This window comes from Aquiflexum sp. (genome assembly GCF_041751335.1).
Taxonomy (GTDB): domain Bacteria; phylum Bacteroidota; class Bacteroidia; order Cytophagales; family Cyclobacteriaceae; genus Aquiflexum.
In genome coordinates this window covers 1-14,976 of sequence record NZ_JBGSXS010000015.1, presented here as the reverse complement: position 1 = coordinate 14,976, position 14,976 = coordinate 1, and the positions used below count along the sequence as shown (strand labels likewise).

The window sequence follows — 14,976 nt, the reverse complement described above, 5'->3', positions numbered from 1 at the left end:
ATCCTTTAGCGTATTTTCAACAAATGTGGATGATTGGCCAAATAATCCATTTTCTATCAGATGCTTTTTGATGTCTGAAAAATCAAATTCCCAGATGGCAACGGGAGTTACATCAAATATTGTTTTGTATTTAGAATCATTAATTTCCATTGTCGATGAATAGCTGTCCTGGTGACCGATTATTTTAATGAAAAAAAATGAACCGGATTTAAAATTCGAGTTGTTGGACCATAAAAACAAGTAAATCAATCAAAATCGAAGAATAAACTCAAGAAATAAAATTCATGACATCATTCAATAAAAATGAACTTTTAAAGACCATTTGGCTTTATGAAAAATATAATGGTTTTCTGATTTTCAGAGAAGTCCAATTTTGTGTCAAGGAAATACTTTTTGATGGATTTTTCTATAAAATCATCAAAAGAAAAGGGTCAATCAGTTAAGATTGAATTTGAAGAAATGAGGGAATTAAATTTCAATTTTTTTTTTTAGTTTTTTTGATTGACTACCGGATTTGCATACATGGCAAGAAAATTACTGACTGCTACACTATCATTTAAGTCTACACCTTTTTGAAATCTTGCTTCGAAATGAGCTTTCTCATCTGAGGTATATTTATCGGAGAATTCTTTACCATCATGCAACAGGTCATAGGCAATGTACTTGGTCGGCCAAAGTTTATAGCCTGTGATGATCTGTTGATCTATCAGTTCTGCAAAAGCTTGTAATTGTTTTGCCGGACCGGAAACTGATTTTTGAATATCTTCGATTTGATCAGTCAATAAGTCTCCAACATGAATATGAATTCTGTTTTTCTGTCCAAGGATCCCGCTAAGGAGGGTATGAAAATCTTCATTTTCACCTTTGATATAAGCTTCGGATCTTGCCTTGGCCAAAAGTTCGGGCATCTTAAGAATATCAGTAGGATCGTATTCATAAGAAATGCTGATCGGTACGATATTGATTCTTTTGAAATAATCCAATAAACTTTCACCCTCATTGGAAGCCATGGCAATCATCTTAAGAACTCCTTTATGGGTCATATCATTGCCGTCCTTGGTCCTGCCTTCTCTTTGTGCAATCCATACAGATCGGTTTTCACGTAGCAGTGCCGTTCTAATGTAGGAAGAGACTGTTTTGGAAGCTTCCAGCAATTCCCGTGAAGACAAGCCTCTTTTGATAATGAAGTTCCGGGTAATTCTTGCCAAAGTTCTCAGAAATGGCTTTTTGACAAGGTTATCACCGATTGCCGATGTGGTCATAGACAATCCATGTTCATATAAGCTGGTGTTGAGTAGGGATGTGTCAAGGATGATGTCTCTGTGATTGGAAATAAACAGGTATGAGGTATTCTTTTCGAGTTTTTCAAATCCAGAGGTGCTGAGTCCATTTGAACTGCTTTCAAGGACTCTCTTTACTCCGGGATAAATAAAATTGATCTGAAAGTCTCGTATGGAGTGACAATGCAACATCAGGTCTCTCCAATAAGCATCACTTGCCCCAGGGAAAGTAAAATTCATCATGGCCTTAAGCATGGGATGGTCAATGATCTCTTTGATGGCATCATTGACTTCTGTATCGTAGTAAGGTCTTATATCTTCAAATCGAGACATTTTTACTGGGTTGCTGAATTGCAAAGAAAGTAAATTTTAGGCAAATGGGGTTTTATTTATTTGGTAAAATTGAAAATCTGGTATATATTTTGAGCAATGATTCGTAGGATTTTGAATCTTTAAAATGAGTGAATATTTCAAGCAATTTTTAGGAATAACATTTATCCTAACCTTGATTTTTCAAGGGTTGGTTTTGTCTTATTTTTCTAATGCTGAAGATTCTAAAATTGATAATATACCAATTTATGTTTCCGATTCGTTTAAAAATGAATTGCCCGGGGATTCGCTAATGCTTACTTTATCTGACTAATGACCTGATTTTATAATATATCTTAAATGATATAATTTTACAAAGGGAAATCAATTCGATTCCCCTTTTCCTACTTTAATTCTATACAAAAAAATACAAATGGAAATTTTCCTTTTAACAGAAACGTGGATTGCTTTAGCCACATTAACCTTCCTGGAAATTGTTCTGGGAGTGGATAACATCATATTCATATCAATTATATCCAATAAGCTTCCCGAAAATCAGCAGGAAAAAGCCAGAATACTTGGACTTGCTTTCGCTATGATATTTAGGATAGGTTTATTGCTGGGGATATCCTACATCATCAAGTTTAATGAACCCCTGATCACTGTTTTTGATTTTGATCTCAGTGGCAAAGATTTGATTTTGGCATTTGGGGGCCTGTTTCTTTTGTTCAAATCGACTTTAGAGATCCACCACAAAATGGAAGGAAAAGCCGAAGAGGTAAAAGCAAACACAGCCAAAAGTCTATCTCAAGTGATTTTTCAAATCATTTTATTGGATGTGATTTTTTCATTTGACAGTATTCTTACCGCGGTGGGATTGGTGGATGAGGTACTTGTGATGATTATTGCGGTTATTATCGCAATGGTGGTAATGATGGTCTTTGCAGGTAAGATCAGCCGGTTTATCAATAAAAACCCCACTCTTCAGGTCTTGGCCTTATCTTTCTTGATATTGATAGGATTTATGCTTTTGGTGGAAGGATTCCATGTAGAAGTTCCTAAAGGTTACATCTATTTTGCGGTGTTCTTTTCTCTTGGAGTAGAATTGGTCAATATGCGGATTCGAAGGAAAACCGAAGGGAAAAAGGTCAAACTCAATCCGAGGATTGTTCAGAAATGATTTAATCGCAATAATGAAAATTCTCACTATTTAATCATAACATCTTAGTTTCTTTGTTTAGGGTCAAATAGTGGAAAATTCATTACATAATTATGATTGAAAAAAAAGAAGCTGTCCCAAGTGAACAGCTTCTATTGGTAAAAGTGATCTAAAGAAATTTTATTTTAATCTACCAGAAGTCTTTCTACTGTACTTTGGCCATTTCTATCTGTGATTACAATGAGATAAACGCCTTTTGCCAAACCTGATACATCAAACTCGGCATATCCTTCATCTGTCAATTTACTGGCGATTTTGGCACCTGCAGATGTAAACAATTCCACGTTGACCAAGCCCTCGATGTTTTTGGTAATGACTGATACCAAATAACTAGAAGGGTTAGGGAATACCCGAACCGACCCTATCCTGATTTGTTGAGGAAACCTGAAAGATTCAGATATTGATTGGCAATCAGATTCATTTTCTATGATGACTTTATAATTACCAGCTCCCTGAATCCTTGTAGAATTCACAATAGTGGTAGTTATAAGGATGTCGTTTTTATACCAATAGTATGTATAATCACCTTCAATGGTATTTAAAAGTCCTCTTTCGAAATAGATGACAGGCTGAGGTAATTCAACCAATTCTGTTTCAAATACCTCAGAATAGGCAAAACATAAATTAGATTCCATCAAGACCCTGAATGATGCAGAAGCATTGATTGGAGAAGCTGTTATTTCATCTTTAGCATGTGATGACTCAATAGGATCCCATGTAGTGCCATTATCTGTTGAGATCTCCCACGCTACGATGTTGGCAAAGTCTCCTCCTACAAACAATAGATTGAATTCACTTCCAGCACATACTTCATTTGGCCCGATGATCTGACCTGAAATAATATTACAGCTTACTTCAAACCTTGTTTTGACAGCAAGGTGATCAGAAGTAGTGTTCAGGTAGTTTGGAATCAAATCAAATGGTACCACTATCCTTTCAGAGTTTACCAGTAAGTTGTCATTGAGTTCATTGGATATCATCAAGTGATCAATCACGTTTTCAAATGAAGGGAATGTTCTCAAACCTGCATTACTCAAACTTAAAGTGACTGGAGTGTATTTTTCCGGATCGTTTATATAATTGATAAATGACGTTTCAGAAGTATTGACAGTTGGTGCGCTTTGATCGGCAACTGTTTCATCCAAATCATCATTATAATCACCTAAGATAATCAAAGGAACATTGGCATAATAGAGATCTAGGGAATCTTTGAGCACATTCACATCATACCTTCTCATGGCATACCTTGGGTTGGTAGCACTTTCTCCACCACCGTTAGACCTTGCATGGATGTTGATAAGGTTAAATTTCTGCTGAACTCCGTCAATATTTGTTTTGACTTCCAACAAGAAAGGAAGTCTTCCACTTGCCCAGAATCTGTCCGGTGGAGAAGGATAACCTACCAAATCAGATTCTTGAACACCTTCTAAAAGTATCCGCGTTTTGATAGGCTCTACTGTTGATTTTTTGTAAAGGAAAACTAGCTTTTGTGCCGTTTCAAAGTTTTCTGGTCCTTGTGAAGCCGCCGGAGAAACTATTCCCTCATAATCTTCCAATGATTCGATCAACTCATTCAATTTTTCCAAACCTGTGATTTCTTGGAATGCATATACATCCGCATCCAAATCTTCGATTAAGGTTTTTACATTCTGCAATTGCAAGTCAAGATTGCTAGGGCCGTTTCCAGCAGCACCAAACCATTCTATATTCCAGTTGACTACATCAAAAGTCTTCTCTTTTGTAACCGTGGCACCGCTTAAATAGCCCCTTTTGACATTGATATCACCGGATTCAAATGTGATTGGGCCGCTGAATGCACCTTCTGATATAGGAGCAAATCTTACAGTCACAGTTTGAGTGCCTGACAATTCCCCAATTTGATAGTTAAGCGATGGGCTAAATACTTCGCCATCTTTGGAAAACTCAAACCCACCTACTTCGCCACTATTGATGCTCAATGGAGCAATTGGGTTGCTAAGGGTAAAGTTGAATGATCTTGTTTCTGATGAAACAGTTCCAGTGGGAATAATTCCAAAATGGAAGTAATCCACGTTGCCAATATTATTGGAGAAGAATGGAGCGGCAGGTACATCTGAGCTTCTCAATTCAAATTCATCCAAAGTCCATCTTGCTGCATTTTCTTCAGGAGAGGAGTTATAAACAATTGCCAACCTGATACTTTGGTCTAAATATGCACTTAGGTCTAACTCGCCAGAGAAGGTCCACACATCACCATTGGCAAATCTGTCTTCCAATTCTATCCAAGTGCCAGTATTTGGAACTCCTTCTACATAATCGGTAGAAATCACTAATTTCAATCTTGGCCCATTGAATGCAACCCTGCTGTAGAAAGAAAGCAAAGGAATATTGAATCCTGTAAGGTCAAAAGCCGGTGATATCAACCAGTCTTCGTTCAATCTTGGGGCACCAGCTGCAAAACCATTGATCTGTACCCCAAATGGCGCTGAGGCTGTAGGAGAAGTATCAGCCCTACCGAAATTGGTGCAAGCCCATACCTGATCTCCTTCTACACTTACTGCAGACCAAGCACCTCCAATTGGGCCGTTATTGGTTTGACAGATACTGTTGAAGTCCTCAGTGATATTGAATGGATCGAATACAGAACCTGTAACACTTACAGATACTGGAATCGCACCTTCTGTCTGATTTGTTATGGCTGAATTGAAGTTGCCTTCAGCGCTATTGTCAAGCTGTACAAATACTGTTTTTGCAGTTGCTAATTCTTCTACCGTGAATTCAACAGAAGCAGAGAAGCTAACGCCATCTTTCGAGACTGAATAAGGAGCGGTGGCAGTTACAGTCACACCACTTTCAAGATTCACTGCAGTGAGTTCATAAGTAAGTACTGGAGCTTCGTCAGCTATGCTTACAGAACCAAAATCCAATGAAGCAGGATCAACCGACAATCCCGGGATGATGACACCTTCGGCTTCTTTTACAATACCTATGAATGTGACACCAACATCATCTGGGAAGAAATTAGTTACCCTTAAAGTTCCTCCTGCTGCAATTGTCCCACCATTTGCAGACACATCGCTAGTACTGACAATTCTGAACTCAACATTGCCTGAAAGATTTGTAAGACCTGAAAGGTCAATGTCCTGATTGTTGAATGCCGTTCCAACCTGTTCCCAAATTGCCAGATCACTTGTAAAATTGTCACCACTATATCTTAATGCTAGATTTTTAGGACCAGTGCCGGAAGACCTTGTCCCTAATTTGAGATTGCTCAGATCAACCAATCTGTCCGGTGCCACTGTAAATCCGAAAATGAAAAACCTCTCATTTCCAGAATTCCATCCACTGGAACTGATGGAACCACCAGCTGCTGTTGGATTTAGGTCTGAGCCTCTCGTGAAATTCAAACCCGCCAATCCATCTGCGACTAAATTAGGAGAAGTGAAATCTTGGTTTCCAGGTTCACCGGTGAAATTATAATTGAGGATAACTTCAGGCTCTATAGGTGGAATTTCCCTTATGGTTCCATTGAATTGGACTGGTAGAAAGTTTCCGGCTGAAACAAAGAAGTTACCGGCCCTTAATGTTCCTGCAGTCATTATTTCTCCATTTGCTGCGGATCTATTGCTTGTGACTACTACTCTGAATTCTACATCCCCTGAGATCAGATTGATATTGGAAAGGTCTAATGTTTCATTGGAGAAATTGGTTCCTGTATTGGTCCAATTTGCTAAATCTGATCCGAAATTATCAACACTATACCTTAAAGCCAGGTCGCCTGGTCCGGTGTTCGAAGAACGTGTAGCAATCACAAGGTTCTCCAATTCCACTTCAAATCCTGGTTCTATTGTAATTCCAAAAGTAAAATAGTCATTTTCATCGGCACTCCAATTGGAGCCACTAATGGAATTGTTTGCAGATGAAGGAATTATTCCAGAACCTCTTCCGAAATTTCTCGCATTGATATTTAAACTTCCAGTACCTGTTGTGAAGTCCTGATTTCCAGGTTGTCCTGCAAAATCCCACTGAGCTAGTGTAAGTGTAGTTTCCGGATCAGTATTGTTGATCGGATCTACTTCTCCATTAATAGCTACAGCCAAATCACCCGGAATAAAATTAGTGACCCTGAAGGTTCCTGTTGGGGCTACCGTGCCGCCATTTGCTGAAACATTACTAGTACTTACAATTCTGAATTCAACATTTTCAGTCAACGTAGGCAATGAAGAAAGGTCAATTTCCTGATTATTGAAGGTAATGCCTACTTGGGTCCAAGTTGAAATATTCGAAGAAAAACCATCCAAGCTATACCTTAAGGCCAGTTCTCCAGGGCCTGTTCCAGAGGATCGGGTTGCAATGATCAATTTTGAAAGCTTGGCTTGAAACCCCTCTTCAATGGATATCCCAAAACTGAAATACCTGTTTTCTCCTGAATCCCAGCCAGCAGAACTGATGGAGTTACCCGCAAGGGTACCAATAATATCTGCTCCCCGGGTAAAGTTCAAAGGAATGATATTGGCACTGCCTGTCCCGGTAGTGAATTCCTGATTGCCTGGTTCCCCGGCAAAATTCCAGGAGGCGAGAGTTTGGGCCTTTATATTTAATACCCAAAATACCATTAAAGCGACCGTAAGTAAATTTTTAAGTAAAGGTTGTTTCATGAATTTTTTAAATTGTTTGTGAACATAGCTCTAAAAGTAGGTTTTCTTTAGACCAAAAGGCGAATGGGATTGTTATTAGAATGTTAAAAAATTGTGTGGTGGGCTTTTTGTAGTTTTTTTTTAAGGAATATTCTATTTGTGATGTTAATACGTTCAGTTTTCCAAAGCCGAACCCGCAATTTTTCAAATTAGCTTAGGTTTGAGACTGTAAAATCTTTACGAAAAAACCTAAACCAATTTAACATGAAAAAATTAACAGCCTTGTTGAGCTTGATGATTTTAGCCTTGCCAATCATTGCTCAACAAAATCAGCATCTTGAGTTTAAAATCGACTCCCTAGCAAACATATATTCAGGTCCTGAAGCTCCGGGATTTGTATTGGGAATTACCAAAGGCTCGGAAACCATTCTCGAAAAAAGCTATGGTATGATGAATCTTGATTACCAAATGCCAATTACTGAAAAAACCACATTTAACCTCGCATCAGTATCCAAACATATCACTGCAATTGCCATTCTGAAGCTGGAAGAAGAGGGCAGACTGGACTTGGATGACCCCATTCAAAAATACATTCCAGATTTGCCGGATTATGGCGAGAAGATTTCTTTAAGGAATTTGATGCATCATACAAGTGGTCTGGGTTCTACAGACAATATTCGACTCTTTGCTGGGATATCTTTAGAGACCCCTTGGACTACAGAGGATGATATTGACTTGATTAAAAACTATCGGGTTCTCAATTTCACTCCCGGTGATGAATACCTTTATTCCAATGCAGGATACGTTCTTTTGGCAAAAATAGTCGAAGAAGTCACCGGAATGGAATTTGGTAATTACATTGAAAGTCAAATTTTTAGTCCTTTAGGAATGACCAATTCTTTTGCCTATTCCAAGGCTGGGAAAACCATTCCAAATAGAGCAAGTGGCTATAAGAAGGCTGGAAATTCAATAGCAAGAACCAATACTGAATCTGAATCTGTTTCTGGCGGCACCAATCTATATATGAGTTTAGAGGATATGCTGATATGGGGCAGGCATTTTTACCAACCCCGGATTATATCAGCAGCAATCAAAGATAGGATGGTAACTCCTGCGGTTAAACTTGCAGATGGTTCTGATCTGAATTATACCTATGGTCTTAATTTAACTGAGATAAAGGGGGTTAAAGTTGTCAGTCATAGTGGCGGAACCATGGGCTTTTCTGCATATTTTTCTTGGTTTCCTGAACATGACCTGTTTATTGGAGTGGCTGCCAACAATCAAAATATCAGTACAGCAACAATTACCAAAGTGGTAGCGGAATCACTGCTTGCAGATTATTTTGAAGATGAAAAAGCCAATGATGTAGTCATAGCTTTGGGGGCTGATCAACTGAAAAAATTCGAAGGTGCCTACAGTATGGATGATGGAATGGTTTTGACTTTTAAAGTCAAAGAAAATTCTTTGTTTCTCCTAATACCCGATGCTCCTGAATTTGAAATGCATGCTGAGTCTCCCAATAAATTCTTTTTGAATGAAATCCCTGCAAAAAGTGAATTTTTGATTGGTTCGGATGGGAAAGTTGATGAATTGATCTGGCATCAAAGTGGAAAGGAATTTCCCGGAAAAAAGGTATCGGGCCAAAAGCCCTTAGCAGGACCCTCTACAGAACAAATTCTTGGACTATATACCAATCCTGATTTGGAAGTAAATTACAACATCACTCTTCAAAATAATGAGCCCATTCTAGTTATGCCCAAGACCATCAAAACTTATTTGGGACTTGAGAACCTTCCTCTTGTTCATCTTGACGGTGACAAATTCAAAGTGGATAAATTGGGAATAATTGAGTTTTCCCGAGATATACGCAAAAACATCAATGGCTTTGTGATCAAAGATGTGGGCAGGCTTAGGAATATCCCATTTGAAAAAACCAACTAAATTTTAACTACCCAATCAAACCTTCCTCTCGGATTTCATTAATACTCAAATGAATCTGAAAGGAAGGTTTTACTTATTTGAATAATTAGTTATGCGCAATATATACAACCTGAAAATTCAAAAGAAAAATCTGTTTTCGGCTATAACCTATGTCTTGGATGCTGAAGGGATAATTGGAACACTGAGATTGCCTTTTTTCAATAATTCAGCTTATTATACCGGAAAAGAATTATACAAATTTCTCCCGCTAGATTTCATTGGAAACTCATTTAGGGTTTATAGGGAAGGGAAATCCGTAGGGTATATACATTTACATGCCTTTAGAAACATGGCCCAAATCAATCTGGTTGAAGAAGGTCCTTATCAATTTTCTCTTCGGAGTTTTTTTAATGGGAATTGGGTGTTAAGACAAGGGAAAATATCCATAGAAAAAGAGGATAATGATTTAGAATTCCATCGTTTAGAACCCAAAGACAAAGAAATTTTATTGGCTTGTGGACTTTTCACCGCTGCAAAGATCAATAAGGATTTGATTGTGTTCTTCCCCATCATTCTTCTTATATGGATCCTTTTGATTTTGATTTAAAGTTTTGATGAATAAATAAAAATGGTTGTACTATTCTTTGCCAGTACCCAATATTCTACTGCAAACCGGTTGGAAGTCCGATGTCCGAAGTCCGATGTACTGGACATTTAAGTTTCCTGGCGAGATTTATATTGAATTACCATTTTACTGGCATCATTGCGTACATACATGTAGATAAATAAATGTTAAGCCTAATAAAAATTCAGGCTTTGTTAATTTTTAATTTTTACCAACTCTTTCACCACTTTAAATAACATGAATTGAATGGCTTTTGTACGGTAGGCAAGGTTATTGAAATTCCCGATGATGAAGGACTCCGAATTCGGATGATAAAACATAAATGCACCTGTAGCGCCTACACAACCCCAACAATACATGGACCTCGGTAACAACAAAGGTATTTTTTTGAACATCCAGATTCCATAACCATAATTAATGCTCAGGTTGAGGGATTTCCGGTCTTCCATCATCATGGTTAGAGTATGGTTTTTGATCAGTTTATTATTGACCAAGGCCTTCATAAAAATCAAAAGATCTTCCATCGTAGCCACGACACCTCCTCCTGAATAATCTATTCCCGGATAGTTTTCTAGTTGAGAGATGTCTTTATTTTCTACATAAAAACCTGCCAATGAATAATCAGGTTGCACTTTAGGTTTTGAATATCCAAGTACATAAGCGGAATCCATTTTCAAGGGATCAAAAATATATTGGTGCAAAAGCTCATGAAATGGTTTTTTGGAAACGCTTTCGAGAATCAATCCAAGCAGGTAGTAATTGGTATCTGAATAATAATGCTTTGTGCCCGGCTTAAATTTAGGAGATAAGTTTCCCTTACCCCATTGAATGGCATCTTTGGGACATATCTTGAAATTAGGGTCATTCATTAGGTTTTGCAATAAAGGCCAAAAACAATCGTACAAACCGGAAGTCTGATTAAGTAAATGACTGATCCTGATCTCGCCTGAATAATCAGTATCTTTAAAAACATGTAGGCGATCCATGATATCAGATTCCAAATAACCAGCTATTTTGTCCTGGAAATTGAGGTATCCCTTTTCCTGAAAAATGGATATCATTGTTGAAGTAAACAGTTTGCCCACACTTGCCATATACTGCGGTTGTTGTGTGTTTATTTCAGTCTGCCTATGTCCTGAGCCAATGTTGAGATGCAGCCCAGCTTTTTGGGAGTGAACCAGCAAAAATGCATTATTGAGGTTTGTGTCCTTTTTGATTTGTCTGGAGAAATGTTCCTGAATCTTGTGACTGATATCTCTTATTTCCATTGTTAAAGTATTTTTTTGATTTCTGACCTAAAATGAAAAACATCATTTGATTATCAACATAAAGGTAAGGTCTGGCTTTTATCAGGAAGTACTATTTTTCAAAGCTGGACTCATTTTAGGATAATTATTGACTATCTTGTCTTTGATTGAGCATTCTGGACAGCAACCTTTGGCTGAAAGATATCTATAATGCAAGTTCTCCACCTTTATAAAAAAGTTGACTAATTCCCGAAAAAACACCCTTTTTTCTTTTGGATGCAAGTCTTTTTATAGTATTTACTTAGCCCATATTTATTTTACGCATTTCGATGAACTCCGATAAAATCCAGCTTTTCTTAGAAAACAATATTACTGAGTATTTTAGTTATTTGGGTGCTATTCAGGGTCTTATATTGGCAGTTGTGGTATTGTTCTATCCGGAAAGGCATAAAGTTTCCAATTGGTTATTGAGCATCTTTTTGTTGCTATTTGCCCATTTATTGGTAGCAACAAGGATTACAGAGGCTGTCAGTACGGATTTGATTTTCATGATTTATGGATTAAGGTTTTTGGCAAATATTGCCTTGCTCTTCTTTATCAAGAGCCTATATCAAAATATAGTCTGGAAAAAACAAGGATGGCATTTGGTGGTGATTTTACTAGATAACTTGGTAATCTATAATAGGGTATCAGGGTCACCGATATTCTTGGAGGGGCTTCATCTGGAACTATTCACAGTTGGGTGGTATTTTCTGGTTTCCTTCTTCTATCTCTTTTTAGTGATCAGGGCATACCAAGAATATCATGAAAAGGTTTTGAGAAATTTTTCTTCCCTAAATAACATTGGTTTGAAGTTTGTCTACCAGATCATCCTTTTTATGTCTTTGCTTATTTTGATCGACTTGGTTTATGCCTTTGTTTATTTTGGATTTTCCGGTCGCACAAGTACTTATCACAGAGTAATGAAAACCCTTATCTCTACGGTTTTTATGTACTTCATTGCTATAAAAGGGAAACTGACTCCTCAGATCTATCAACTGCAAAAAATTGTTGAAGCTCCGGAATCTACCGGGAAAGAATTGGATGAGATTGATTCTAATGAAAAAATCAGCGATGAAATACAATTGGTAGGTGATAGCGTATTAGCGCTGATGAAAAACGAGAAGTTTTATAAGGAGGAGAATATCAGTATTAAAGATGTGGCTGAAAAAATTGATGAAAGACCCTATATAGTTTCCCAAGCCATCAATACCTGTCTGGGAAAGAATTTTTTTGATCTTATTAACGGATATCGGGTAGAGGAAGCCAAGATATTGATGCTGGAAGAAAAGTTAGCACATCTCTCCATGATCGGAATTGCTTTCGAAGCAGGATTCAGTTCTAAAACAGCTTTCAACACAGCTTTCAAAAAACACACCGGGATGACACCAAGCCAATTCAAAAAAGAGTCAAGCTTTTCGGATTAAAATGGTTTCGCATTGTAACCACGAAATTTTGATTGAATAAGTCCCACTTTTTAAACCTGAACATTCCAAAAATTCACTCTCGTAAATTTGGGGCATGATACAGCACAGTTCAAATAATCCAAACAAAGACCAAGATATAAAATTGGGTTTTCACCTACTGATCATCATTGGACTTCTGAAAACTTTTTCTTTGGGTTTTTTCCAAATTCAAAATAAGTTGTCGGGAAAGTTTTGGGGATGGGATATTCCCCTCCAAGATTTTGGCATGATTAGACACTTTTTTTGACTTTCCGGTCTGGAAATTTAAAGTATGTGATGTATCAGCAAAGCAAGCTTACTCATAAAATAAATCGATCCAAAACCCACAAAATCATATTATCTATGAAAACTTTAACAATGATATTTCTCCTTTTTGCAAGCGGTATCAATACAAGTATTGCGGTTCCCAAGGATTCGCTTTCAGTTCAGTTCGAAAGTGATGATGCCCTTCTAAAAGGGAAATTGATACTACCCCACGTAAAAAACAAAAAAGTCCCGGCCATCATATTTTTGATAGGATCAGGAGGCAATAGCTCATATTCCAAAGATTATAAACACTTTCTGGAATTCTTTTTTGAAGAACCATTTGAGAATGATGAAGTTGCATTCTTGTATTTTGATAAGCGTGGGGTAGGTGAATCAGAAGGTGTCTGGTACAAAGCGGATTTTGAACAGCGGGCAAGGGATGCGATGCATGCCGCTGAATTTTTAAAGACTGTTCCCCAAATAGACCAAGAGAAGATTTATGTGGTGGGCCATAGTCAGGGCGGTTGGATTGTGCAGATTTGTTTGTCTGAATATCCGGACTTTTTTGCAGGAGGTGTAAGTATGGCCGGACCCACTTTTGATGTCAAAAAACAACTGATCAATGATTATCAAAGCGCATTTATCTGTAATAAAGACATGTCTGCCGAGAAAGCTTTGAAAAAGGCCAAAAGAAGGGTGAACAGAGACTTGACCATTGTTTCGATTTTGCCATTGCAGGAAGATTGGAAACAGTTGAAAGTAATCAGGAAGTTTGATCCCAAGGAATATTTATCAAACATTGAAAAACCTTTATTACTGCTTTTTGCCGAAAATGATAGGTTGGTCAACCCTACTTGGAGCTTGGAACACTTAAGCGAACTTTATCCCAATGGCTTGCGGGAAAACTTTTCCTACCACATTGCTGTAGGAGAAAATCATAGTTTTAAAACATCTCCATTTTGTTACAAAGGTGCTTGGAGTGACTTGAAATTTTCAGAGAAGACCAAGGATGTGATGGTGGATTGGATTAAAAATGAGATAGGAAATGTTTTAGAAGCTCAAAATTAATCGAAAACTACAAATAAAAGCCAAAAAAGTCTCCAAGTTGATTTGAATTGACCTAATCAGAAATTCTAAATTATACACAGAAATTGTTATTCATCCTTATTGGAATTTCTGAGGACTTATTGAATTCTTTTTAGTTTAAATTACATTAACTATCCTTGACTTAATACCTAATTTATATGAATGATTTGAAATTATATATGATTCTCTTAGGTGCTAAACCTTTGGGTAGAAATACTGAGCAACATGATGTTTTCTTTGGAATAGCAAGGGAATTAAAAGATCTGGCTTCAGATATCCGGAATTTTTGGCCCGATGCCGGTAAAAGCATACACATTGATGCTTGGAGAGAAGTAAATTATGTAAATGGACACCAAATAAAAATACTTCCCAAAACAAACAAAGATTATATTCAGAGTGATGAAAAAAATCCCAAACTTTTTTTTATTAATCTTGGAGGTTATAAAAAAGGGGAGTTTGAAGAGTTTCATTACAAAATGTTATTAGTTGACATATGTAAAGCGAAAGCCATAAACAAGTCCAAACAAACCTCATTTTATAAGCATGTTGGATTTAAAGGAGCTCCTTCCCATATAGATGATAAATATGGAATAGATGTGGATGATATTTGTGAGGTACAGGAAGTTCTAAATGAAAAATATAAAGCCAATTACATTATTTCAATTTCCCAAACTGCAAGTCTTGAGGAAGATGAGCTTCACCTTGGCTATCAACTTTTAAATAAATTATAGTTTTAAAATTATGACAATTCTGTTTTTACTTTTCGTAGAATTCAAATTAATCCCATGATCAATTTATTCCAAAACCTTTATTCAGGTGTTATTACCAAGAAAATTTGGAAGAGCTTTTGAAATTAGCTATACTAAAATTTAATACTGGAAGAGGAATCAAAATAAACAAATAAATCTGTTTTTGTATGATTT

Annotated in this window: 10 protein-coding genes; 7 read left to right on the top strand and 3 right to left on the bottom strand. The window is 37.0% G+C overall.

What is annotated here, in order from left to right; translation table 11 throughout:
• Positions 1-284: 284 nt before the first annotated feature.
• Positions 285-443, top strand: coding sequence for a hypothetical protein (locus tag ACEW8U_RS00770; protein ID WP_373520122.1), 159 nt, complete (start codon positions 285-287; stop codon positions 441-443).
• A 45-nt stretch (positions 444-488) separates the two neighbouring features.
• On the opposite strand, the gene ACEW8U_RS00765 is transcribed toward ACEW8U_RS00770, so the two are convergent.
• The gene (locus ACEW8U_RS00765; protein WP_373520121.1) at positions 489-1,613 is read right to left on the bottom strand and encodes a 1-acyl-sn-glycerol-3-phosphate acyltransferase; all 1,125 of its coding nucleotides are present in this window, start codon (positions 1,611-1,613) and stop codon (positions 489-491) included.
• 409 nt (positions 1,614-2,022) lie between these two features.
• On the opposite strand from ACEW8U_RS00765, the gene ACEW8U_RS00760 reads away from it, so the two are divergent.
• Complete coding sequence (locus tag ACEW8U_RS00760; protein ID WP_373520120.1) at positions 2,023-2,769, top strand: TerC family protein; 747 nt, start codon at positions 2,023-2,025, stop codon at positions 2,767-2,769.
• 164 nt (positions 2,770-2,933) lie between these two features.
• Here ACEW8U_RS00760 and ACEW8U_RS00755 read toward each other — a convergent pair whose 3' ends face one another.
• Positions 2,934-7,445, bottom strand: coding sequence for a choice-of-anchor J domain-containing protein (locus ACEW8U_RS00755; RefSeq protein WP_373520119.1), 4,512 nt, complete (start codon positions 7,443-7,445; stop codon positions 2,934-2,936).
• Positions 7,446-7,688: 243 nt separating this feature from the next.
• Here ACEW8U_RS00755 and ACEW8U_RS00750 point away from each other — a divergent pair, with 243 nt between their 5' ends.
• Together ACEW8U_RS00750 and ACEW8U_RS00745 are read left to right on the top strand one after the other, a co-directional pair.
• Entirely contained in the window at positions 7,689-9,365 is a 1,677-nt protein-coding gene (locus ACEW8U_RS00750; RefSeq protein WP_373520118.1) for a serine hydrolase, read from the top strand.
• Between the two features lie 91 nt (positions 9,366-9,456).
• A complete protein-coding gene (locus ACEW8U_RS00745) occupies positions 9,457-9,951 on the top strand; it encodes a hypothetical protein (RefSeq protein WP_373520117.1) in 495 nt (164 codons plus the stop codon).
• 212 nt (positions 9,952-10,163) lie between these two features.
• Here the strand turns inward: ACEW8U_RS00745 and ACEW8U_RS00740 are convergent, their stop codons facing one another.
• On the bottom strand, positions 10,164-11,237 hold the full coding sequence (locus ACEW8U_RS00740) for a serine hydrolase domain-containing protein (protein WP_373520116.1): 1,074 nt from the start codon (positions 11,235-11,237) through the stop codon (positions 10,164-10,166).
• A gap of 308 nt (positions 11,238-11,545) precedes the next feature.
• Between ACEW8U_RS00740 and ACEW8U_RS00735 the strand changes: the two genes are divergently transcribed.
• The 3 genes from ACEW8U_RS00735 to ACEW8U_RS00725 all read left to right on the top strand — a co-directional run bounded on the left by ACEW8U_RS00735 (position 11,546) and on the right by ACEW8U_RS00725 (position 14,784).
• Positions 11,546-12,682: a helix-turn-helix domain-containing protein gene (locus ACEW8U_RS00735; protein ID WP_373520115.1), complete on the top strand. Its 1,137-nt coding sequence runs from the start codon at positions 11,546-11,548 to the stop codon at positions 12,680-12,682.
• Between the two features lie 381 nt (positions 12,683-13,063).
• Entirely contained in the window at positions 13,064-14,035 is a 972-nt protein-coding gene (locus ACEW8U_RS00730; protein ID WP_373520114.1) for an alpha/beta hydrolase family protein, read from the top strand.
• Between the two features lie 176 nt (positions 14,036-14,211).
• A complete protein-coding gene (locus ACEW8U_RS00725) occupies positions 14,212-14,784 on the top strand; it encodes a DUF1543 domain-containing protein (protein WP_373520113.1) in 573 nt (190 codons plus the stop codon).
• Positions 14,785-14,976: the final 192 nt, after the last annotated feature.

Bases quoted from the DNA above. Each gene is read 5' to 3' on its own strand.
- ACEW8U_RS00755 (WP_373520119.1), bottom strand. From the start codon at position 7,445: ATGAAACAACCTTTACTTAAAAATTTACTTACGGTCGCTTTAATGGTA.
- ACEW8U_RS00725 (WP_373520113.1), top strand. From the start codon at position 14,212: ATGAATGATTTGAAATTATATATGATTCTCTTAGGTGCTAAACCTTTG.
- ACEW8U_RS00750 (WP_373520118.1), top strand. From the start codon at position 7,689: ATGAAAAAATTAACAGCCTTGTTGAGCTTGATGATTTTAGCCTTGCCA.
- ACEW8U_RS00740 (WP_373520116.1), bottom strand. From the start codon at position 11,237: ATGGAAATAAGAGATATCAGTCACAAGATTCAGGAACATTTCTCCAGA.
- ACEW8U_RS00760 (WP_373520120.1), top strand. From the start codon at position 2,023: ATGGAAATTTTCCTTTTAACAGAAACGTGGATTGCTTTAGCCACATTA.
- ACEW8U_RS00765 (WP_373520121.1), bottom strand. From the start codon at position 1,613: ATGTCTCGATTTGAAGATATAAGACCTTACTACGATACAGAAGTCAAT.
- ACEW8U_RS00745 (WP_373520117.1), top strand. From the start codon at position 9,457: ATGCGCAATATATACAACCTGAAAATTCAAAAGAAAAATCTGTTTTCG.
- ACEW8U_RS00770 (WP_373520122.1), top strand. From the start codon at position 285: ATGACATCATTCAATAAAAATGAACTTTTAAAGACCATTTGGCTTTAT.
- ACEW8U_RS00730 (WP_373520114.1), top strand. From the start codon at position 13,064: ATGAAAACTTTAACAATGATATTTCTCCTTTTTGCAAGCGGTATCAAT.
- ACEW8U_RS00735 (WP_373520115.1), top strand. From the start codon at position 11,546: ATGAACTCCGATAAAATCCAGCTTTTCTTAGAAAACAATATTACTGAG.